22 protein-coding genes and 1 other annotated feature are annotated in these 22,268 nt (G+C 38.1%); all 22 genes read right to left on the bottom strand.

From position 1 onward, the window contains the following. Positions 1–25: 25 nt before the first annotated feature. Positions 26–658 carry an orotate phosphoribosyltransferase gene (gene pyrE, locus U860_RS0109315; protein ID WP_025148303.1) on the bottom strand — a complete coding sequence of 211 codons (633 nt, stop codon included), beginning with the start codon at positions 656–658 and terminating at the stop codon, positions 26–28. After that, positions 655–1,371, bottom strand: coding sequence for an orotidine-5'-phosphate decarboxylase (gene pyrF / locus U860_RS0109310; RefSeq protein ID WP_002173136.1), 717 nt, complete (start codon positions 1,369–1,371; stop codon positions 655–657). The genes pyrE and pyrF overlap by 4 nt, the downstream gene beginning before the upstream one ends. After that, on the bottom strand, positions 1,356–2,285 hold the full coding sequence (pyrD, locus tag U860_RS0109305) for a dihydroorotate oxidase B catalytic subunit (RefSeq protein ID WP_001081053.1): 930 nt from the start codon (positions 2,283–2,285) through the stop codon (positions 1,356–1,358). Before pyrD ends, pyrF begins: the two co-directional genes overlap by 16 nt. Next, positions 2,282–3,061 carry a dihydroorotate oxidase B electron transfer subunit gene (gene pyrK, locus U860_RS0109300; RefSeq protein WP_002173137.1) on the bottom strand — a complete coding sequence of 260 codons (780 nt, stop codon included), beginning with the start codon at positions 3,059–3,061 and terminating at the stop codon, positions 2,282–2,284. Before pyrK ends, pyrD begins: the two co-directional genes overlap by 4 nt. Beyond that, positions 3,058–6,276, bottom strand: a complete 3,219-nt coding sequence (carB, locus tag U860_RS0109295) for a carbamoyl-phosphate synthase large subunit (protein ID WP_025148302.1) — start codon at positions 6,274–6,276, stop codon at positions 3,058–3,060. The genes pyrK and carB overlap by 4 nt, the downstream gene beginning before the upstream one ends. Then, positions 6,261–7,358 (bottom strand): carbamoyl phosphate synthase small subunit, encoded by a 1,098-nt coding sequence (locus U860_RS0109290; RefSeq protein ID WP_025148301.1) that lies wholly within the window; start codon positions 7,356–7,358, stop codon positions 6,261–6,263. Before U860_RS0109290 ends, carB begins: the two co-directional genes overlap by 16 nt. After that, positions 7,355–8,641 carry a dihydroorotase gene (pyrC, locus tag U860_RS0109285; protein ID WP_001108374.1) on the bottom strand — a complete coding sequence of 429 codons (1,287 nt, stop codon included), beginning with the start codon at positions 8,639–8,641 and terminating at the stop codon, positions 7,355–7,357. Before pyrC ends, U860_RS0109290 begins: the two co-directional genes overlap by 4 nt. Beyond that, entirely contained in the window at positions 8,625–9,539 is a 915-nt protein-coding gene (gene pyrB / locus U860_RS0109280) for an aspartate carbamoyltransferase (protein ID WP_000018850.1), read from the bottom strand. The genes pyrC and pyrB overlap by 17 nt, the downstream gene beginning before the upstream one ends. 148 nt (positions 9,540–9,687) lie before the next feature. Then, entirely contained in the window at positions 9,688–10,971 is a 1,284-nt protein-coding gene (gene uraA / locus U860_RS0109275) for a uracil permease (RefSeq protein WP_025148300.1), read from the bottom strand. Between the two features lie 146 nt (positions 10,972–11,117). Beyond that, the gene (pyrR, locus tag U860_RS0109270; RefSeq protein WP_025148299.1) at positions 11,118–11,660 is read right to left on the bottom strand and encodes a bifunctional pyrimidine operon transcriptional regulator/uracil phosphoribosyltransferase; all 543 of its coding nucleotides are present in this window, start codon (positions 11,658–11,660) and stop codon (positions 11,118–11,120) included. A gap of 204 nt (positions 11,661–11,864) precedes the next feature. Beyond that, complete coding sequence (locus U860_RS0109265; protein ID WP_025148298.1) at positions 11,865–12,773, bottom strand: RluA family pseudouridine synthase; 909 nt, start codon at positions 12,771–12,773, stop codon at positions 11,865–11,867. Positions 12,774–12,777: 4 nt separating this feature from the next. After that, positions 12,778–13,236, bottom strand: a complete 459-nt coding sequence (gene lspA, locus U860_RS0109260; RefSeq protein ID WP_000642178.1) for a lipoprotein signal peptidase LspA — start codon at positions 13,234–13,236, stop codon at positions 12,778–12,780. Positions 13,237–13,360: 124 nt separating this feature from the next. Then, positions 13,361–13,690 carry a molecular chaperone DnaK gene (locus tag U860_RS0109255; RefSeq protein ID WP_025148297.1) on the bottom strand — a complete coding sequence of 110 codons (330 nt, stop codon included), beginning with the start codon at positions 13,688–13,690 and terminating at the stop codon, positions 13,361–13,363. A 156-nt stretch (positions 13,691–13,846) separates the two neighbouring features. Beyond that, entirely contained in the window at positions 13,847–16,612 is a 2,766-nt protein-coding gene (gene ileS2, locus U860_RS0109250; RefSeq protein ID WP_025148296.1) for an isoleucine--tRNA ligase, read from the bottom strand. Between the two features lie 72 nt (positions 16,613–16,684). Beyond that, positions 16,685–16,909, bottom strand: a binding site (T-box leader). Between the two features lie 51 nt (positions 16,910–16,960). Beyond that, complete coding sequence (gene divIVA, locus U860_RS0109245; protein WP_001131611.1) at positions 16,961–17,467, bottom strand: septum site-determining protein DivIVA; 507 nt, start codon at positions 17,465–17,467, stop codon at positions 16,961–16,963. An 89-nt stretch (positions 17,468–17,556) separates the two neighbouring features. After that, positions 17,557–18,324, bottom strand: coding sequence for an RNA-binding protein (locus tag U860_RS0109240; protein ID WP_025148295.1), 768 nt, complete (start codon positions 18,322–18,324; stop codon positions 17,557–17,559). Between the two features lie 15 nt (positions 18,325–18,339). After that, complete coding sequence (locus tag U860_RS0109235) at positions 18,340–18,603, bottom strand: YggT family protein (RefSeq protein WP_002173147.1); 264 nt, start codon at positions 18,601–18,603, stop codon at positions 18,340–18,342. Positions 18,604–18,609: 6 nt separating this feature from the next. Further along, positions 18,610–19,077, bottom strand: a complete 468-nt coding sequence (locus U860_RS0109230; protein ID WP_025148294.1) for a cell division protein SepF — start codon at positions 19,075–19,077, stop codon at positions 18,610–18,612. Positions 19,078–19,096: 19 nt separating this feature from the next. Next, a complete protein-coding gene (locus U860_RS0109225; RefSeq protein ID WP_025148293.1) occupies positions 19,097–19,771 on the bottom strand; it encodes a YggS family pyridoxal phosphate-dependent enzyme in 675 nt (224 codons plus the stop codon). A gap of 5 nt (positions 19,772–19,776) precedes the next feature. Then, entirely contained in the window at positions 19,777–20,586 is an 810-nt protein-coding gene (gene pgeF, locus U860_RS0109220) for a peptidoglycan editing factor PgeF (RefSeq protein WP_025148292.1), read from the bottom strand. 118 nt (positions 20,587–20,704) lie between these two features. Then, on the bottom strand, positions 20,705–20,983 hold the full coding sequence (locus U860_RS0109215) for a YlmC/YmxH family sporulation protein (RefSeq protein ID WP_025148291.1): 279 nt from the start codon (positions 20,981–20,983) through the stop codon (positions 20,705–20,707). A 334-nt stretch (positions 20,984–21,317) separates the two neighbouring features. Continuing rightward, positions 21,318–22,097 carry an RNA polymerase sporulation sigma factor SigG gene (gene sigG, locus U860_RS0109210; RefSeq protein ID WP_000197755.1) on the bottom strand — a complete coding sequence of 260 codons (780 nt, stop codon included), beginning with the start codon at positions 22,095–22,097 and terminating at the stop codon, positions 21,318–21,320. Positions 22,098–22,268 lie beyond the last annotated feature (171 nt).

Below are 22,268 nucleotides of genomic sequence, written 5' to 3'. Positions count from 1 at the left end.
CCCCCCGCGGTCGTCTTTTTTCGTGTTACGCTGTAACCCAAGCCTCGTCAGCTGGATTTTTACGCCACTCTTGTAATTTTTTCGTTTCAGCTTGTCCGATCATACCTTTTTCTGCTGCAACTTCAGTTAATGCACTGTAATCACTTAAAGAATATGATGCTACCTTTGCTGCTTCTAGTTTCTCTTTTCCTGACTCAAGCTCGTATGTGAAGATTGATACGATTCCTAATACTTCACAACCAGCTTCGCGAAGTGCTTCTACACATGTAATTGCACTACCACCAGTTGAAATTAAATCTTCTACTACAACTACTTTTTGACCTTTTTCAGCTTTTCCTTCGATTTGGTTCCCTTTACCGTGTCCTTTTGCTTTACTACGTACGTAGCACATTGGTAAATCCATACGATCACTTACCCATGCAGCGTGCGCAATACCAGCAGTTGCTGTTCCTGCAATAACTTCTACAGTTGGGAAGTGCTCTTTAATTAACTCTTCTAATCCAGCTGCAATCGCTTGGCGTACTTTTGGATAAGATAAAGTTAAACGATTATCACAATAAATTGGTGATTTCATACCAGAAGACCAAGTGAATGGATCATTCGGTTGTAAAAATACTGCTCCAATTTCTAATAAATGCGATGCGATTTCTTTTTTCATACTGTTACACCTTCCCACTGTTGTTTTACTGTTTTATACGCTTCAAGCGGATTTTCTGCTTTTGTAATACTACGTCCAACTACGATGTAGCTTGAACCAAGTTCCCTCGCACGTTTCGGTGTTGCAACGCGCACTTGGTCATTCACATCATCACTTGCAAGACGAATCCCCGGTGTTACTGTTACAAATGTTTCCCCGCATACTTCACGTAATTTTGGTACTTCAAGTGTTGAACAAACAACTCCATCAAGTCCACTTTCTTTCGTTAATTTGGCATAATGAGCAACCGCTTCTTCTAACGTTTTCTCAATACCAATCTCTTTTTTCATCATAGCTTCCGAAGTGCTTGTTAGTTGTGTAACTGCAATACAAATCGGTCTCTCTTTTCCTTCTTGCTTACCTTCCTCTAATCCCTCGATCGCAGCTTTCATCATACTGCTTCCCCCAGCAGCATGAACATTTACCATATCAACATCTAGACTAGCTAGGCTGCGCATAGCGCTTTTTACTGTATTCGGAATATCATGAAGCTTTAAATCTAGAAAGATTTTATGTCCTTTTTCCTTTAAGTACGTAATAATTGCAGGTCCCTCTTTATAAAACAACTCCATACCAACTTTGACAAATAACTCTTCCCCTTCAAAGTGATGTAAAAATTGTTCTACCTCTTTCTTACCTGGAAAATCCAGTGCAACGATTAACGACTGTGACATGTTTGCTTCCAGCTCCTTCCTTGACATTCCGAAATGTGGTCAAATCCTAACTCATCTAGTAATGCAGGTAACTCTTCAATGATCGTTGGACAAACGAACGGATCAATAAAGTTCGCTGTCCCTACTGCAACTGCGCTTGCGCCAGCGTAGAAGAATTCAATTACATCTTCCGCAGTTTCAATACCACCCATTCCGATAATCGGAATGTTAACAGCTTGACTTACTTCATGTACCATACGAATTGCTACTGGCTTAATCGCAGGCCCTGATAGTCCGCCCGTACGGTTTGCTAAAATTGGTTTTGCAGTTTTTAAATCTAGACGCATACCAAGCAATGTATTAATCATCGTTAAACCGTCCGCACCTGCATTTTCAATTGCTTTTGCAATCTCCACAATGTTTGCCACGTTCGGTGACAATTTCACATATACCGGCACTTCAGAAACCTCTTTTACTCGCTTCGTTAAATCAGCAGCAATTTCAGGATTTGTACCAAAAGCGATACCACCCGTTTTTACGTTTGGACAAGAAATATTTAATTCTAGCGCATGAACATTTGGTGCTTTTGAAATTTCCTTCGCAACCGCTACGTAATCCTCAGCTTGTGAACCAGCAACATTTGCAATAATCGGAAGATCAAATTGCTCTAGAAAAGGTAATTCAGAATTCATTACCTTTTCTAACCCAGGATTTTGAAGCCCAATTGCATTTAGCATTCCACCTGGTGTTTCAGCAACACGAGGCGTTGGATTTCCATAACGAGGTTGTTCTGTCGTCGCTTTAATCATAATTGATCCAAGTACACTTAAATCATAGAATTGTGCATACTCACGACCAAATCCGAAGCAACCAGATGCTGGGATGATTGGATTTTTTAATGATAACCCTGGTAATTCAACTTGCAATCTGTTCATAGTACAACCTCCCCGATTGGAAATACTGGTCCGTCGCTACACACCTTCTTGTAAGAATGTCCACTCGGATCTGCTTGCAAATGACATACACATGCGAAACATGCTCCGATGCCACAGCCCATACGTTCTTCTAATGAAATGTAGGCTTTTCTCTCTTTATAGCGTCCTTCTAATGCACGAAGCATCGCTAAAGGTCCACATGAGTATAGAATGTCAAAGTCAATTCCATAGCTATCAATTACATCTGTTACAAACCCTTTCGTACCGTGCGTACCATCAACTGTTGCAACATACGTATCACCAAGCTCTGCGAATTTCTCTTCATAGAAGACAACATCTTTCGTTTGGAAACCTAAGATATGAATAACGCGTACTCCCTTTGCTACAAGACGCTGCGACAATTCATATAGTGGTGGTACACCAATTCCCCCGCCTACTAATAAAGCCGTTTGTCCAGCTTCCGCTTCTTCTACAGGAAATCCATGACCAAGTGGTCCTAACACATCTACAAGTTCACCTTGTTTTCTTTTTGCTAATGTTTTTGTTCCTTGTCCTTCCGCACGATATAGCATTGTAAATTCGTTCTTGTCTTGATCGACATTACAAATACTAATTGGGCGGCGCAGAAGGGGCGTAATGCCCTCTGCTACCTTTATGTGTACAAACTGCCCTGGATCGTTCATTTGTTGCACCAGATCCCCTTGAAGCACTAATTCGTAAATGTTTTTTGCGATTTCTTTTTGGTTAACGACGATCATATTTTGCTTTTGCATCATGCATGTACCACCTCGTGAAGCTTCGTTTGCGTAATTTCTTTCATTGAATGAGCTGAGAATGTCATAGATTCTAGTACTCTCAAGATTGCTCTCGTTGTATCAAGTGATGTTAAGCAAGCCACACCATTTTCTACTGATTCACGGCGAATGCGGAAACCATCACGCGCTGGTTGTTTTCCTTTTGTTAATGTATTGATTACAAACTGTGCTTTTCCTTGACGGATAATATCAAGTAAGTTGTATTCTTCAGAATCAATTTTGTTTACAACTTGCACTGGAATATTTTGCTCTGCTAACGATTGTGCTGTTCCAGCTGTTGCTAATAAGTTATAGCCGATTTCGTGGAAACGTTTTGCAATTTCCATCGCTTCTTCTTTGTCTTTATCAGCTACAGTAATGATTACTGATCCGTGCGTTGGAATGTTAATTCCAGAAGCAACTAGCCCTTTGTATAATGCTTTTTCAAGCGTTAAGTCTTTACCCATTACTTCACCTGTTGATTTCATTTCAGGCCCTAATGTTGTATCAACTGAGCGTAGTTTCGCAAATGAGAATACTGGAGCTTTTACATACACTTCCTTCTCTTCTGGGTGATAGCCAGTTCCATATCCTTGTTCTACAAGGTTTTGACCTAAAATAACTTTCGTTGCAACATTCGCCATCGGTACGCCTGTAATTTTACTTAAGAATGGTACTGTACGGCTCGCACGTGGATTTACTTCAATTACATACACTTCATCTTTGAATACTACAAACTGGATATTTAGTAATCCAACAATGTTTAAACCTTTTCCAAGTGCAATTGTATGTTCAATAATTTGTTCTTTTAGTTTTTCAGATAAGCTTTGTGGTGGATATACTCCAATTGAATCCCCAGAGTGCACTCCAGCGCGTTCAATATGTTCCATAATACCTGGAATGAATACATTTTCACCGTCTGAAATTGCATCTACTTCAATTTCTTTACCAACCATGTAGCGGTCAATTAATACTGGGTGATCCGCATGAACTTTAACCGCGTTCTTCATATAGTGCAGTAGTTCTTCTTGACGATATACAATTTCCATCGCACGTCCACCTAGTACGTAAGATGGTCTTACTAATACTGGGTAACCAATTTCTTCAGCGATTGCTACCGCTTGTTCTACAGTTGTTGCTGTTTTACCAACTGGTTGTGGGATACCAAGTTTTGTTAAAGCAGCTTCGAATTTATCACGATCTTCTGCGCGGTCTAAGTCTTCAAGTGATGTTCCTAAAATCTTCACACCGTGTTCTTCTAATTTCGCCGCTAAGTTAATTGCCGTTTGTCCACCGAACTGAACGATAACGCCTTCTGGTTTTTCTAAATCGATGATGTGCATTACATCTTCGATTGTTAATGGTTCAAAGTATAATTTGTCAGAGATACTGAAGTCTGTTGAAACAGTTTCTGGGTTATTGTTAATGATAATTGCTTCATATCCAGCTTCTTTAATTGCCCATACTGAGTGAACTGTTGCATAGTCAAACTCAACACCTTGACCGATACGGATTGGACCAGATCCTAGAACTACTACACTCTTACGATCTGTTACAATTGATTCGTTCTCATCAGCGTATGTGCTGTAGTAATACGGTGTTGCAGATTCAAACTCTGCCGCACAAGTATCTACCATTTTGAATACTGGCGTCATATTATTCTCTTTACGCATATCGTAAATTTCGCGCTCCGTTTTGTTCCAAGCAGCTGCAATGTAGTGATCGCTGAATCCCATTTCTTTCGCAGTTTGTAGTACTTCCATATTTCCTACATTCGCTTTTACTTCGCGTTCCATATTTACGATGTTTTCAACTTTTTGTAAGAAGAAGAAGTCCATTTCACACCATTCGTTAATTTCTTCTTTCGTTACACCTTGACGAATCGCTTCTGCTACGATAAACAGTCGCTCATCATCTGCTTTAATAATGCGTTTTTTCATTGTTTCTTTATCAAGTTCTTTTAAGTGGTCTAATTCTAGGTGATAAATGCCAAGCTCTAAAGAACGAACCGCTTTTAATAATGATTCTTCTAAGTTACGTCCGATTGACATAACTTCACCAGTTGCTTTCATTTGCGTTCCAAGTGTTCTGTTCGCTGATTCAAACTTATCAAATGGCCAGCGTGGAATTTTTGAAACAACATAGTCTAATGCTGGCTCGAAGCAAGCGTAAGTTTTTTGTGTTACTGGGTTTACGATTTCATCTAATGTTAAGCCGACTGCAATTTTCGCTGCTAATTTCGCAATTGGATATCCAGTTGCTTTAGATGCTAGTGCAGATGAACGACTTACACGTGGGTTTACTTCGATTACATAGTATTGGAAGCTATATGGATCTAGTGCAAGCTGAACGTTACATCCACCTTCAATTCCTAGTGCACGAATAATTCGTAATGAAGTGTTACGTAACATTTGGTATTCACGGTCGCTTAGCGTTTGGCTCGGTGCTACAACGATAGAATCACCTGTATGAACACCAACTGGATCGATGTTTTCCATGTTACATACTACAATCGCGTTATCATTTGAATCACGCATTACTTCATATTCAATTTCCTTACAGCCAGCAATACTTTTCTCTAATAAACATTGTGTTACTGGACTATGTTTTAAACCACTTGTTACGATTTCAATTAACTCTTCTTCGTTATGGCAAATACCGCCGCCCGTTCCGCCTAATGTGAATGCTGGACGAACGATTACTGGATAACCAATTTCGTTTACAAAGCCATATGCTTCATCAAGGTTATGAATAATTTCGCTTGGTGGTGTTGGTTCATTTAATTCCTGCATTAATGTACGGAATAAATCACGATCCTCCGCTTGCTCGATTGCTGATAATTTTGTTCCTAAAATTTCAACTCCGCACTCTTCAAGTATGCCTGATTTCGCAAGTTCAACAGCCATATTCAACCCTGTTTGACCACCTAATGTTGGTAGGATTGCATCTGGACGTTCTTTACGAATGATTCGGCTTACGAATTCTAATGTTAAAGGCTCAATGTATACTTTATCTGCTGTTGCAGTGTCTGTCATAATTGTCGCTGGGTTAGAGTTAACAAGGATTACTTTGTAACCTTCCTCTTTAAGAGATTGACAAGCTTGTGTACCAGAGTAGTCAAACTCCGCTGCTTGCCCAATTACAATTGGTCCTGATCCGATTACTAAAATTGTGTTAATGTCTAGGCGTTTTGGCATAACTCTTCCCCTTCTTTCTTGAAGTTTTCAATCATTGTTAAGAAATCTTCGAATAAATCATTTGCATCTTCTGGTCCTGCTGAAGCTTCTGGATGGTATTGAACTGTAAATGCTGGGAACTTCTTATGACGAAGACCTTCTACTGTTCCATCATTTAAGGCAACATGTGTAATTTCAAGCTCTGTACTTTCAACTGATTCCTCTTCTACTGCATAACCATGGTTTTGAGATGTAATTGCTACTTTTCCAGTTGCAAGATTTTTTACCGGATGGTTTAAACCACGGTGGCCGAATTTTAACTTACTTGTATTCGCACCAGATGCTAGAGCGAATAGTTGATGTCCTAAGCAAATTCCGAATAAAGGAACTTTACCGATAATGTCTTTTAACATTTCAATTGCTTCTGGTACATCTTTTGGATCCCCAGGTCCGTTACTTAACATAATTCCATCTGGGCTAAGGCGTAAAATCTCTTCTGCTGTTGTATTGTAAGGTACTACAATTACATCACAGTCACGTTTATTTAATTCTCGTAAAATACCATGTTTCATTCCAAAGTCTACTAGTACAACGCGATGTCCGCGGCCTGGGCTTGGGTATGGATCTTTCGTTGATACGCGTTTTACATGATCTGTAAATACTGTCGCTTTTAATTGGCTCACGATGTACTCTACATCTGCATCCATGTTACAAAGGCGTCCGCGTAATGTACCGTATTGACGAATTTTTCTCGTTAATTTTCTCGTATCAATCCCTGCTAATCCTGGGATGTTTCTTTCTTTTAAGTAATCATTTAACGAAATTTCATTACGGAAGTTTGATGGGTGATCACAAATTTCGTTTACGATTAAACCATTTACAGATGGGTGAATCGATTCAAAATCGTCACGGTTGATGCCGTAGTTTCCGATTAATGGGTACGTGAATGTTACAATTTGACCGCAATATGATGGATCAGATAATGTTTCTTGATATCCAGTCATTCCTGTTGTAAATACAACCTCACCTGACTTTTCGATTTCTCCTCCGAAACCTTTTCCAATTAATACTGTTCCATCTTCTAAGATAAGTTGTCTTTTCATACTAATGCACTCTCCTTTTGCCATGCGATCTTACCACCAACGATTGTCATTACCGGCCATCCTTGGCATTTCCAACCTGCGAATGGTGTATTTTTTCCTTTTGATAAGAATGTTGTTGGATCAATCTCTTCTTCTTGTTCTAAATCAATGATTGTAATATCAGCTGTTCTACCTTCTTTCAGGCGACCTGCTTCTAAGCCGAATGTATCAGCTGGCTTTTCTGTTAAGAATTGAATTAATTGCTCTAATGTAATAATTCCTTTTTTCACAAGGTTTGTGTATAGAAGTGGGAATGCTGTTTCAAAACCAGTAATCCCGAATGGTGCTCTTTCAATTCCTTGTGCTTTCTCTTCCGCTGTATGCGGTGCATGATCAGTTGCGATCATATCAATCGTTCCATCTAATAAACCTTCAATTAATGCTGCATGGTCTTCTTTTCCACGAAGCGGTGGGTTCATTTTAAAGTTAGGATCAGCTGATGGGATATCATCTTCACATAACACTAAGTGATGAGGTGTTACCTCTGCTGTTACTTTAATTCCAGCGCGTTTCGCATCACGAATTACGCGTACTGAGCCTTTCGTACTTACGTGACATACGTGATAGTGACAATCTGCTGCTTCAGCAAGCAGTATATCCCTTGCAATATGTACAGATTCACATACTGATGGGATACCGTTTAATCCGTGTTTCTCAGAAAACTTCCCTTCATGTACACAACCTTTATTAATAAGAGTATTCTCTTCACAGTGCGCAACTACTGCCATATTTAATTTCGCTGCACGCTTCATAGCAGCTAACATCATGCTAGCATCTTGTACGCCTACACCGTCATCAGTGAAAGCAAATGCTCCAAGTTCTTTTAATGTTTCGAAATCTGTCATTTCAGAACCCGCTTGGCGTACTGTAATTGCTCCGTATGGCAGTACGTTAACATGTGCTTTTTCTTTAATACGATTTTGCAAGTCTTCCATATGCTCTCTGCAATCTGGTACCGGGCGTGTATTTGGCATTGCACAAATTGTAGTGAATCCACCTTTTGCCGCTGCTAGTGTACCTGTTTCAATTGTTTCTTTATGTTCACCACCTGGTTCGCGAAGATGTACGTGTACATCTACTAATCCAGGTGCGATTAACTTTCCGTTCACATCGATTACTTCAGCATTATCTGCCGTAATATTTTCTGCTACCTTAGCGATTTTACCGTCTTGTACGAGAAGATCTGTTGCTACGATTTTTCCTTCTTCATTCATATAACGACCATTTTTAAACAAGTAATTCATGTTTCATTCCTCCTAATACATTTGGTAAGGCGCGTTTTAGTACAGCCATTCTTACGTAAACTCCATTTTCCATTTGTTTAAATATGCGTGAACGCTCACACTCAACAAGTTCACTTGCAATTTCAACATCACGGTTTACAGGAGCTGGATGCATAATAATGCTTCCTTCTTTCATACGCTTTTCTCTTTCCACTGTTAATCCGTGTTTCTCATGATACTCTTTCATAATGTCTGTTTCATAATGATCATGACGCTCATGTTGTACACGAAGTAACATCATTACATCCACTTCTGGAACTAGTTCATCTAATGGTTTGTATGTTCCAAATGTATTGTCTTCATCTTTCCACTCTTCTGGACTCGCAAAGTAAATTGTTGCACCCAGCTTCGTTAATGCTTCTGCATTAGAACGTGCTACTCGGCTATGACGAACATCTCCTACTATTGCAATCTTCAAACCTTCGAATCTTCCAAACTCTTGTTTAATTGTAAGAAGGTCGAGTAGGCACTGTGTTGGGTGGTTTCCACATCCATCTCCAGCGTTTAAGATCGGGATATTCACCTGATCTTTTAGTTCATCAAAGTAGCGATCTTGCTCGTGGCGGATGACCACCGCTTTTGTTCCGATTGATTCTAGTGTTCTTATCGTATCGTATAAAGTTTCTCCTTTTTGTACGCTAGATGCATCAGCTGAAAAGTTTAAAACATCAAGTCCTAATCTCTTCTCAGCAACTTCAAAGCTAAATCTCGTTCTCGTACTATTCTCAAAGAACAAGTTCGCAACAAAAGTTTGCTCTGTCGTTTTGCTCTCTTTTCCATTCGCAAAATCTTCTGCGTCTTTTAGGATTTCTGAAATTTCTACTTCCGATAATTCACTCATCGTTAACAAATGGCTCATCGTCATCCCTCATCTTTCTGATTTTTATGTTACCACTTTTGTATTTTTATAACAACCCTTGCATAAAAATACCCTAGTCGTGTGAGACTAGGGTGCAAGAAAGAAGCCACCCTTTCCGGTCTCACAGGACTGAATTAAAAGGTTATTATTATGAAGCAATCTGCTTAGATTGTTTTATTTGTTTCGTTTCCGGTAGTAGTAGATTTAACAGTACACCTACAATTGCTGCTAGTGCCATTCCTTCTACTTGGAATGATTCTCCTACGTGAAGTACCGCTCCACCAATACCTATTACTAGTATTACTGATGCAATCATTAAGTTTCGTTTGTCACTTAAATCTGTTTTATCATCTACCATCATGCGTAATCCGCTTGATGCGATTACACCGAATAGTAAGATTGATACACCACCCATAACTGGTGTTGGGATCGAATGAATCAGTGCAGAAATCTTACCGATAAATCCGAACATGATTGCGAACACCGCTGAACCGATGAATAAGTATACACTGTATGCTCTCGTAATTGCTAGCACACCGATGTTTTCACCATACGTTGTATTCGGTGGCCCACCGATTAGTGATGCGATCAATGTTGCTATTCCATCACCGAAGATTGAACGGTGTAAACCTGGTTTTTCAATTAAATCTCTTTTAATAACATTTCCAAGTACAATTTGATGTCCGATATGTTCTGATATTGTTACTAGTGCAACTGGTACCATCAAGAGTACAATCTTCCATGAAAACTCTGGTGTATATGTTACAAATGGCACTGTGAAATCTGGTACAACAAACCATTTTGCCTCAGCTACCGGCTTTAAGTCTACTAACCCTTGGAAGTAAGCGAAGATATATCCGCCGATAATGCCAAGTAACACTGGTATGATACTGAAAAATCCTCTTCCGAATATAGAGCAGATAATTGTAATTGCTAATGTTACTAATGCTACTGAAAAGTGTGTAAAGCTATATTTGCCATCCGCACCGTTCATCGCCATGTTAACTGCTGTATGTGCTAAAGCTAGACCGATTACCATTACTACTGGACCAACTACGATTGGTGGTAGTAATTTCATAATCCACTCTGATCCTGATTTCTTAATTCCGAGTGAGATTAAGATGTACACAAGTCCTGCTAGCAAGCCACCAAGCATTGCCGCTCCGGGTCCACCTGCTGTTTTTGCTGTAATAATTGGTGCAATAAAGGCGAATGATGATCCTAAATATGCTGGTACTTGACCTTTCGTTATAAGAAGAAACGCTAGCGTTCCTAATCCACTTGATATTAACGCTACTGACGGATTCAATCCTGTTAAAAACGGAACAAGCACTGTTGATCCAAACATCGCGAACAAATGTTGTATACTTAAAAATAACCATTTTCCCGGTTTCGGTACTTCATTAACGTCTAACACTGGCTTTTGTTCCATTGTTACATCCTCCTTCAGTTTAATTCTTTGCAATAAAAAAACTCTTTGTGCCTGTGCACAAAGAGTCCTATACTTTCGTATGCCAAATTTGACATATGAAAGCCAAGACCCTTTGGCAGCCTCACAGGACTACATTTAAAAGGGCTTTACTTATCGTATATGCTTACTCGATCTTGTTGATCTGTCTCTTGCAAATCAACTTCGATACGCTCTTCACTTGATGTTGGAATGTTCTTTCCTACATAATCAGCGCGAATTGGTAATTCACGATGTCCTCTATCAACAAGAACAGCCAGTTGGATTTGCGATGGTCTACCTAAATCCATAAGAGCATCCATTGCTGCTCGAACTGTTCTTCCTGTATATAATACATCATCCACAAGGATAACTTTTTTATTCGTAATATCTACAGGGATATCAGAACCTTTTACAAGTGGTTCTTTATTTTTGGATTGTAGTGTTAAATCATCACGATATAACGTAATATCTAACTCTCCTACTTCCATCTCTTTTCCTTCAATTTGACCAATTCGTTCTGCCAAACGTTGTGCAATAAAAATTCCACGTGTTTTAATTCCGACAAGAACACAATTATCGACACCTTTATTTCGTTCCACGATTTCATGACTAATTCGTGTTAAAGCGCGGCGAATCATTTGGTCATCTAAAACGACAGCTTTCTCTTGCATGCTCTACACCTCCAAGCTCTTTTTCTTGCGTGAGAGTAATGGTATAAAAAAAGTCCTCTCAGCGTGTGCGAGAGGACTTTTGAAAAAAGGGTACAGCATACCCTAAGTATTTCAAACCGTTACCTTCTCAACCTCACGGGGCTGTGTTAAAGGATCATTATTTAACTGTTGTCAGTATCTCAGTTTTCTTATGATTTGTCAATACTATTTTCGTAAAATATTTAATGCATCTTCAAACACTTCTGGAATCGGTGCCTCAAACTGAATATATTCACCAGTACGAGGATGGTCAAACCCTAAAATACCTGCGTGAAGTGCTTGCCCATTCATATCTAATGTTTTCTTCGGACCGTACTTTGGATCTCCTGCAAGTGGATAGCCAATATACTTCATATGCACACGAATTTGGTGCGTACGTCCCGTTTCTAAGCGACATTCTACAAGTGTAAAGTCTTTAAAGCGTTCTAACACTTGGAAGTGCGTAACAGCATTCTTACCATTTTCATCAACTGTCATACTTTGGCGCTCTTTCTTATCGCGACCAATTGGAGCATCAATAGTTCCCTTATCATGCGGAATTACACCGTGTACAATCGCTTTATAACGTCTCGTTACCGTTTTTGCTACAAGTTGATTTACAAGTGATTCGTGCGCCATATCATTTTTAGCAACCATTAACAGTCCAGATGTATCTTTATCAATACGATGTACTATGCCTGGACGCATTACACCGTTAATACCTGATAAATCTGTACAATGATGCATAAGTCCGTTTACAAGCGTACCGCTTGTATGCCCTGGTGCTGGATGCACAACCATGCCACGCGGTTTATTTACAACAAGTACATCTGCATCTTCATAATAAATTTCTAAATTCATATCTTCTGGTTGAATATCTAACTCTTCTGGCTCAGGAATCGTCACTATAATTTCATCATTTTCTTTTACTTTATAATTCCCTTTAACCGCTTTCCCATTAACTGTCACAACACCATCTTTAATCCATTGCTGTGCTTGTGTACGTGACCATTCATTGTTTATTCCTGCAACGAATTTATCAATTCGCTCGCTTTTTTGTTCTTCTGCAACTGTTACTTGTACTACTTCACTCATTCAATTACTCCTTCGTTTTCTTTCCTTCTAATACTGTTTGAATAATAATTAATACAACTCCAATACATAGCGCTGAGTCAGCTATATTGAATACTGGATAGTTGTACGAGAAAATATACACGTGAATGAAATCCACTACTTCTTGTCTAAATACACGATCAATAAAATTGCCAATTGCTCCGCCTAAAATTAGACCTAATGAAATACCTAGAAGTTTGTCCGTTTTTGCATATTTTTTCATATAAAATACGATAAATGCTACGAAAACGACTGTAATAATGTAGAAGAACCACATTTTATTTTCTAAAATACCCCAGGCAGCTCCTCTATTTCGATGTGATGTTATGTATAATACATTATCGATAATCGGAATGCTCGTACCCAATTCCATGTTCTTTACAATTAGCCACTTCGATATTTGATCGATGGCAATGACAAATAACGCTATTACATAATATATCATTTTCATTTCCCCCACAAAGACAGTGTACCTCAAAATTTTAGCATAGCTGCAACCTTTTCACAATGAACCTTTATAGAAGAATAAAATAAATTAAAAAAAGGTAATATAATATCGTTGTGCGTATTCATACATTTACCTTTTCATAGAAAAATTCATAAATCGTACGAGCAGTGGGCATTGTTTTCATTTGTTTTGCAGGAATCACTCTCCCAGTTTCTTCACAAATAGCGTACATATCTATTTCCATTTTAAACAATGCACGTTCTACATCTTTTAAATCCTCTTTTATATCATGTAATAGCAATTTTTTCTTTGTCTCTTCCTTTATTTCATATCCAAGCTCTTGCCCAAATTCCATATAATATGTGTGCATTACTTCTTTAGCCAATCTCTCTTGCAACTCTTTTCTCATCAATTGTAATTCTTCTTTTATTTCCATATAAATTTCATTCACGTGTACATTCCTCCCAGCTGCAATGTACAATTAGTGTGTCCGAAATTTCCACGCTTACCTCACACACATTTTTCCTTCGTAGGAAAGAGAGTTAAAATTATTTCAATATATCATCAATAAAAAAACTGACTGCTATTACGAGCAGTCAGTTTTTTATTATTTCACATAGTTCTCTTTAACAACTGTTGCACAACGCTCACATAATGTTTCATGTTCTGCATCTTTACCAATTGTTTCTGAAACAACCCAACAACGTTCACACGTATCACCTGTTGCCTGAGCTACAACAACCGCTGTATGCTCATACTTAGGTGCATCTGCTGGCGCTTCTTCCATCATACCACCAAGTTTATACTCAGAAACGATAAATAGTTGCTTTAAGTCTTCACTAATAGACTCTAACATAGCTTTCATTTCTGCAGTCGGATATAGTGTAATACTTGCATTTAATGACTTACCAATTACTTTTTCATTACGAGCGACTTCTAAAGCTTTTAATACGTCATCACGTAACGTCATAAACGCATCCCATTTTGTTTTTAACGCTTCAGCACCATTTACTTCTACAACTTCTGGCATATTAGTTAACTGTACGCTTTCTTCTTCTGCACCAGGAACATATGGCCATACTTCATCAGCTGTATGAGGTAAGATTGGCGTTACCAGTTTTGTTAATGCAACAAGAACATCATATAGCACTGTTTGAATCGCACGACGATCGTGGTGATTTGCACCTTCAATGTATAAAATGTCTTTCGCAAAATCTAAATAGAATGAGCTTAAATCAATTGTACAGAAGTTATGAATTGCATGATATACTGCCGCAAAGTCATATGTTTCATACGCTTCTTTTACTTTTGTAATTAAGTCATTTAATTTTACTAGCATGTAACGGTCCACTTCACGAAGCTCAGCTGCCGCCACTGTATTTTCACTCGGATTAAAGTCATCTAAGTTACCTAATAAGAAACGGAATGTATTACGGATTTTACGATACACTTCTGCTACTTGTTTTAAAATATCATCTGAAATACGTACATCAGATTGGTAGTCAACAGAAGATACCCATAAGCGTAAAATATCTCCGCCTAATTGATCCATAATTTTCTTCGGTACGACGATGTTTCCAATCGACTTACTCATTTTACGCCCTTCACCATCTAGTACGAAACCGTGGCTTAGAACACCTTTATACGGTGCTTTACCTGTTACAGCAACAGCTGTTGATAATGAAGAGTTAAACCAACCGCGATATTGGTCAGATCCTTCTAAATATAAATCTGCTGGGCGTTGTAGGTCATCACGCTCTTCTAATACCGCTTGGTGAGAAGATCCTGAATCAAACCAAACATCCATAATGTCTGTTTCTTTACGGAATTCACCATTTGGGCTACCTGGATGTGTAAATCCTTCTGGTAATAGATCTTTCGCTTCACGCTCGAACCATACGTTAGAACCGTGTTCACGGAATAAATCTGCTACATAGCTAATTGTTTCATCTGTAATAATCGGGTCTCCATTTTCCGCATAAAATACTGGAATTGGCACACCCCATGCACGTTGACGAGAAATACACCAGTCACCGCGGTCACGAACCATATTATGAAGACGAGTCTCACCCCATGCTGGCACCCATTTCGTTTCTTCAACAGCTTGTAATAATTCTTTACGGAATGCTTCAATAGATGCAAACCACTGTGCTGTTGCACGGAAAATAATTGGTTTTTTCGTTCTCCAATCATGTGGGTATGAATGCGTAATAAATGTTAATTTTAGTAACGCGCCTACTTCTTCTAATTTTTCCGTAATTGGTTTGTTAGCTTTATCATAGAATAAGCCTTCAAATCCAGGTGCTTCACTTGTTAATACACCTTTATCATCAACTGGGCAAAGAACTTCTAATCCATATTTCTTACCAACAAGGAAATCGTCTTCCCCATGTCCAGGTGCTGTATGAACACAACCTGTACCAGCATCTGTTGTAACGTGCTCACCTAGCATAACTAAAGAGTCACGATCATAGAATGGATGCTTCGCAACTGTATACTCAAGCTCGCTACCTTTTACTGTTTTCACAACTTCAGTATTTTCCCACTCTAACGTTTTTGCAACTGTATCAAATAGTTCAGAAGCAATAATATATTTTTCATCATTTACTTTCACAATGCTATATTCAAGTTCTGGATGAACAGAAATACCTAAGTTTGCAGGTAACGTCCAAGGTGTTGTTGTCCAAATAATAAATTTCTCATCACCTTCTAATACGTTCTTTCCGTCTTTTACAGGAAATGCTACGTAAATAGATGCTGATTTTTTATCTTGGTATTCAATTTCAGCTTCTGCTAAAGCAGACTCACTCGTTGGAGACCAATAAACTGGTTTCTGTCCTTTATAGATATAACCTTTTTTCGCCATGTCACCAAACACTTTAATTTGTTGTGCTTCATAAGCTGGCTCTAAAGTAATATATGGATTGTCCCAATCTGCACGTACACCTAGACGCTTAAATTGTTCACGTTGACGTTCTACTTGTTCATATGCATACTCTGCACATAACTTACGGAACTCAGCAACTGTCATTTCTTTACGCTTTACACCTTTATTTGTTAAAGCTTGTTCAATTGGTAAACCGTGTGTATCCCAACCTGGTACATACGGTGCACAGTATCCTGTCATTGATTTAAAGCGAACGATAAAGTCTTTTAACACTTTATTCAACGCGTGTCCCATATGAATGTCACCATTCGCATATGGAGGTCCATCATGCAGTACAAATAAAGGACGACCCTTTGTATGCTCTTGCACTTTTTCATAAATGTTCATTTCAGCCCATTTTTCTTGCATTGCAGGCTCACGTTTTGGTAAATTCCCACGCATAGGGAATTCTGTTTTTGGCATTAGTAATGTATTTTTGTACTCCATGCTCAATTCCTCCTTGAATGTATAAAAGAAAGACCTTAAAAAACGGAATAAAAAAGAGACTTTCTCATCCCAAAAAGGGACGAGAAAGTCTCCCGCGGTACCACCCTAGTAGACCATATACAAATGTATAAGATCCTCTTTATATTCTTAACGCGAATATACGCCTACGCTTACTACAAATGTTCAGCGTGGAACTCCAGGGTGATATTCCCATTATCTCCTTATCCTGAGCTTACACCATCCTCAGTTCGCTATATAAGGTATGAAAAAGGTACTTATCCCTATCTTCGTTTTTCTTAATAAATATGTTGTTTAAAATTATATGTAATAATGAGAAAAACGTCAAGCTTACACTGTTTCTTCTTTTTTCAACAGCTCGTCTACTTCGTCTTCTAACTCAATTAGTTTATCCCAATCGTCGTTGTTTAACATTTCAAGTTGTGTTTCTAATAACATACGGAAACGAGTTCGGAATACTTTCGCTTGTTTCTTCAACTCTTCAATATCAAAAGCAACTTTTCTTGATTTCACTAACGCTTCGTTAATAATACGATCTGCATTTTTTTCTGCTTCACGTACAATTAATTTTGCTTCTTTTTGTGCATTACGCTTCACTTCTTCAGCAGCCTCTTGTGCGACAACGATAGATTTGTTCAGCGTATCTTCAATATTAGAAAAATGATCTAACTTTCCTTCTAATTGTGCAACCTTTTCTTCTAAAGCTTTTTTTTCACGAATGACTAATTCATAATCTTTGATGATTTGATCAAGAAACTCATTTACTTGATCTTCATCATAGCCACGGAATCCGCGACCAAATTCTTTGTTATGAATATCTAATGGTGTTAACGGCACAACGCCACCTCCAAGTAGTTATCTAAATTTCCTCTTTCAATTATATCTTTTCTTCGACAAAATAAGAGAATTTCCTTCTAAAAAACCAATCATTTTAGTATACCATACAAAACTCTCCATTTGTCGCGCTTCGTTCTACCTTCTACAGAAAATAATTTACTTCGTCCATACCCTCTAATCGAGAAAACATCTCCTGGAAAACATTCATACGAAGTTTGCTCTACTGTTTTCCAATTGACTTTTACTAGACCATTTTTTATGAGGGGTTGTGCTTTTTGCCTAGATATATGTAACATTTCAGCTAATAAAACATCTAGACGAAGTGACGAAACAGTACCAGATTTTTCTCCCCATTTTTCACTCACCTGCAAAATTTGCTCTACTTGTATAGGAAAAAGTGTGACTTTCATTTTCCCTATTGATTGTAAGTTCATTTCAATATACGATACAACTTCTTTCGCAACTGCAATTTGGGCACGATCTTCTTGCAGCAAAATATCACCACATTTTTCCCTTGTTAAACCAAGCGACATGAATGCACCTAATATTTGCCTATGTTCTAGCGTATAAAACTTGGAAGGATAGTCAATTTCTAATACTTCTACCTGAAATTCCTCTTCATTTAATTCTAGATAGTCTGGATAAATTAGTGCTCTTTTCCGTTCGGCTTCAGGCATCGCACCATCAAACCGTACAGCTACATCTCCTTGTCCTATTACCATAGAAACAATTTGTTGCTGTCTTGGATCAAGAAAGTCCGTTAACTTGACTTGATGGTACTCAGCTGCCTGTTTCCACTCTAATACTTTATCCACAAAGACCTCTTCATCAGGTCTAAAATGCTCGTAGATGCTCATGCATGTAACCTCTCGCTAAACAAAATAAAGAAATAAACTCGCCAATCCTCTACCAGCAAGATTCAATGTGAAAATCGCGACAATTGGAGAAATATCAATCATACCAAGCGGTGGAATAAATCTCCTAAAAGGCTCTAAATAAGGTTCGCAAATGCGTGCAAGAAAATCACCAAATGCTGATTCTCTTGCACCTGGGAACCAAGACAAAAGAATGTAAATGATAAGCGCATAGGAATAAATTTGAATAGCATAATGCAATACTGTTAGAACTGTTATCATGGCGTATTACCACCTCTTTATATTCGTCTCTTCTTCACCGAACAACTCTGAAATTGCACCAACAATATCTATATTTTCAGGTGTACACATAAATGTTTTCGGGCCTATTTTTTGAATATCCCCGTCTATAGCGTATACAGTACCACTTAAAAAGTCAACGATACGTACAGCTTGATCTGTAGACATTCTCTGCAAATTAATTACAACAGCTCGTCTACCTTTTAAGTGATCCGAAATGCCTTGTGCTTCCGAATATGTGCGTGGTTCTAGTAAAACAACTTTTGAAGATTGCTTTGCTGTTTCAATGCTCACAATATTTTGTTTCGGTTGCCCTTTCGCAAACGGAACATCTTGTTGTTCTGGGGGATCTTGTTGTTTTTTCATGTCTGTTTGCTCCTTTTCATAACCATATTGAGCTGCTTCTTTTTCTTCCGGTGTGTCAAAAAAGAAGTATTTTACTTTTGACCAACTCATAATACCTTTCTCCTTCCTTTTACGCTTTTCCTACTAAAACCGTTCCCAAACGAATATATGTAGCACCTTCCTCAATTGCAATCGTGTAATCATTGGACATTCCCATTGATAATTCTTTACATGGCGCATGTAATAATTCTAGCTCCTGAACTTGCTTTTGTAGCATGCGCAATTCCTTAAAGCAGCGACGAACCTCTTCCTCTTCTTCTGTAAACGGAGCCATTGTCATCAGTCCTACCACTTCAATTTTATCCAATTCTTGCAAACTTTGAATAAAAGAAATTGTTTCTTCTATCGCCAATCCTTGCTTTGATTCTTCAGATGATGTTTTCACTTGAATAAAGCATTGAATTTTCTTTTCAGCACGTTTTTGAATTTCTTTTGCAAGCGAAAAACGATCTAATGAATGTAAATAATCAATCTCATTAATGATTTCTTTTACTTTTCTCGTTTGCAATGAGCCAATAAAATGCCAATTCACTTTTGAGCCGAAATGCTCATATTTTTGTAAAAAGCCTTCATTTCTATTTTCACCTAAATCGATAATTCCAGCTTCAATTACTTCATTTGTTTTTTCAATTCCTACAGTTTTTGTAACTGCAACGAGCTTAATATCTTTCACCGAACGTCCAGCTCGTGCACAAGATTTTGTAATCGCCTCGTTTACAACGGCTAAATTCCCTTGTACTGTCACTTGCTTCACTCCTCCTTAAAACCTATGAAACTCAACATTCTCCCTGTCTTACCTTGATCACGACGATGAGAGAAAAAGAATTGGTCTTCACAGCTTGTACAAAGAGATGACATTACAATATGTTCTTCTTTTATACCTGCTTGTACACATAATATACGATTAACTTCTTTTAAATTAATTGCATACTGTCCATCAGAAATTACTTTATAAGGAACAGGACCGTTTACTACTTGCTGAGCTGCTGTTAATACTCGATCATCAACAACATAACAACATGATCCGATTGCTGGCCCAATTGCAACATGAATTTCATCACTTGAAACACCTTCTGCATTCCACTTTTGAATCATTTCTTTCGCAATCTCTTTTACAGTTCCTTTCCATCCAGCATGTGCAAGTCCTATCATACCATGTGATGGTGCATAAAAATAGAGTGGAACACAATCCGCGTAACAAGATGTTAAGAGTACATCTGTATTAGTTGTATAAATGCCATCCGTTTTTGGAATACCGTCTTCATATGAATAGACGCCTTTTCCTTTTTCTTGTTGCCCTATTTTTTCAACATGATGATCATGAACTTGTTCAGAACAAATCCATTTTTCTAATGGTTTTTGTAACTTATTCGCTAAAATGCGTCTGTTTTCATGAACATTCTCCACGATATCATTCACATGTAATCCTAAATTCATCGCATGAAAGGAGCCTGTACTTACCCCACCATCTTTTGTCGTAAATCCAGCAGTAATGTTTCCAAGTTCTTTCCACGCTTGTAAATACAGTATACCGTCCACATATTTAAATGGTTCTCTCATAAAGCGGCTCCTTTTAATTAAAATAACAGAAAAAAAGCATGGTACTTCCTGTCTATTTTACCATACTTTTATTTTTTCATAATGACAACAGAAAAAAAAGAGGAATTTGTAATATTCTTTAAGAAATTGTCGGTATTTGTATTGATTCTGTTACAGAGTTAACATGATCTACTTTTACAAGTATGACATCTTCCCCAATTTTCATAATTTGTTCCCAAGGAATTACAAATTCTTCTTCCTTCCCAAAAAGTCCAAGTATTCGTGCCTGCTTAGAAATAATAACCGCCCTAATCTTTCCTGTGTCTATATCAATATCAATATCTCCAATATTCCCAAGCCTCTTTCCATCTGAAACATTTACAACATCCTTCATTTGAAACTCCGAAATCCGTATCATATTCATCCTCTCCCTTATATCGCAAATTGTAAGTACGCAGACCATTATTTCTCACATAAAGTGAAACTTTAATCAGTGGGGGTTTTGTTCACCCCCACTGATTATTAATTGAACCAATCGGGCTTTTACAGGCAGCCTGACTCCCACCTAACTCCTTTGCTTTGCAGTCAAATCTTGTGGTGGGAGTCTTACTGCCCGCAAATAGCGGGATTAACAGGAAGTAGCCGCTACTAAGAGAAACTCCATATCGTTTTCATTATATGAATCCGCCCCCCCTACTATGAGCGTAAACTCCATTACATATAAAAAGGCCTCACCATAACTGGTGAGGGCCTTATCCTTGAATCGTCTTATTCATTTGCTTAATAGCAGACTTCTCCAAACGTGATACTTGCGCTTGTGAAATCCCAATTTCTTCAGCAACTTCCATCTGTGTCTTCCCTTGGAAGAAACGTTTTCGAATAATCATTTTCTCACGATCATTCAAACGCTTCATCCCTTCTTTCAACGCTAGTTCTTCAACCCACTGCTCGTCCTTTTGTTTTTCATCACTTAACTGATCCATAACAAAGATAGGATCTCCTCCATCGTTATAAATTGGTTCAAATAATGAAACTGGGTCTTGAATCGCATCTAGCGCAAAAACAATCTCTTCATGTGTCACTTCGAGAACTTTTGCAATATCCATTGCTGTTGGTTCTTTTGAATTTTCAGCAATCAACTTTTCTCTTACTTGCAATGCTTTATACGCAATATCGCGCAATGAGCGAGATACGCGAATTGGATTATTATCACGCAAATATCTGCGTATTTCCCCAATAATCATCGGCACAGCATACGTTGAAAATTTAACATTTTGGCCTAAATCAAAGTTATCAATGGATTTCATAAGTCCAATGCAGCCAACTTGAAATAAATCATCAACATATTCTCCTCTGTTATTAAATCTTTGGATGACGCTCAGTACAAGACGTAAGTTTCCATTCACTAATTTCTCTCTTGCGCTTATCTCTCCACTTTGCATTTCACGAAATAATTTACGCATCTCTTCATTTTTTAGTACTGGAAGTTTAGCTGTATCAACACCGCAAATTTCTACTTTGTTTCTCGTCAAAGTGTTCCCTCCTATCGGGAGTTGCTGTACAGTGTAAAGTATTTCCTTTGAAGGGGATTTTATGCATATGGTTTTCTCATCATTTTTCATAAACGTTTCATTTCCTAATGCAACAAAAAAGAATAAGACCAGCTTGGATCCTAAGTGGTCTTATCCCCTTTAGGTAGACAG

This window comes from Bacillus sp. H1a, from assembly GCF_000633475.1.
Lineage (GTDB): Bacteria > Bacillota > Bacilli > Bacillales > Bacillaceae_G > Bacillus_A > Bacillus_A paramycoides.
This window is presented reverse-complemented; position numbering and strand designations above follow the sequence as displayed.

Bases quoted from the DNA above. Each gene is read 5' to 3' on its own strand.
- pyrC (WP_001108374.1), bottom strand. From the start codon at position 8,641: ATGAATTACTTGTTTAAAAATGGTCGTTATATGAATGAAGAAGGAAAA.
- U860_RS0109240 (WP_025148295.1), bottom strand. From the start codon at position 18,324: ATGAGCATCTACGAGCATTTTAGACCTGATGAAGAGGTCTTTGTGGAT.
- U860_RS0109235 (WP_002173147.1), bottom strand. From the start codon at position 18,603: ATGATAACAGTTCTAACAGTATTGCATTATGCTATTCAAATTTATTCC.
- uraA (WP_025148300.1), bottom strand. From the start codon at position 10,971: ATGGAACAAAAGCCAGTGTTAGACGTTAATGAAGTACCGAAACCGGGA.
- carB (WP_025148302.1), bottom strand. From the start codon at position 6,276: ATGCCAAAACGCCTAGACATTAACACAATTTTAGTAATCGGATCAGGA.
- pyrD (WP_001081053.1), bottom strand. From the start codon at position 2,285: ATGAACAGATTGCAAGTTGAATTACCAGGGTTATCATTAAAAAATCCA.
- pyrR (WP_025148299.1), bottom strand. From the start codon at position 11,660: ATGCAAGAGAAAGCTGTCGTTTTAGATGACCAAATGATTCGCCGCGCT.
- pyrB (WP_000018850.1), bottom strand. From the start codon at position 9,539: ATGAGCCATTTGTTAACGATGAGTGAATTATCGGAAGTAGAAATTTCA.
- pgeF (WP_025148292.1), bottom strand. From the start codon at position 20,586: ATGAGAGAACCATTTAAATATGTGGACGGTATACTGTATTTACAAGCG.
- U860_RS0109265 (WP_025148298.1), bottom strand. From the start codon at position 12,773: ATGAGTGAAGTAGTACAAGTAACAGTTGCAGAAGAACAAAAAAGCGAG.
- U860_RS0109230 (WP_025148294.1), bottom strand. From the start codon at position 19,077: ATGAGTTGGTCAAAAGTAAAATACTTCTTTTTTGACACACCGGAAGAA.
- pyrE (WP_025148303.1), bottom strand. From the start codon at position 658: ATGAAAAAAGAAATCGCATCGCATTTATTAGAAATTGGAGCAGTATTT.
- lspA (WP_000642178.1), bottom strand. From the start codon at position 13,236: ATGATATATTATGTAATAGCGTTATTTGTCATTGCCATCGATCAAATA.
- ileS2 (WP_025148296.1), bottom strand. From the start codon at position 16,612: ATGGAGTACAAAAATACATTACTAATGCCAAAAACAGAATTCCCTATG.
- U860_RS0109215 (WP_025148291.1), bottom strand. From the start codon at position 20,983: ATGATACGGATTTCGGAGTTTCAAATGAAGGATGTTGTAAATGTTTCA.
- pyrF (WP_002173136.1), bottom strand. From the start codon at position 1,371: ATGTCACAGTCGTTAATCGTTGCACTGGATTTTCCAGGTAAGAAAGAG.
- pyrK (WP_002173137.1), bottom strand. From the start codon at position 3,061: ATGATGCAAAAGCAAAATATGATCGTCGTTAACCAAAAAGAAATCGCA.
- U860_RS0109290 (WP_025148301.1), bottom strand. From the start codon at position 7,358: ATGAAAAGACAACTTATCTTAGAAGATGGAACAGTATTAATTGGAAAA.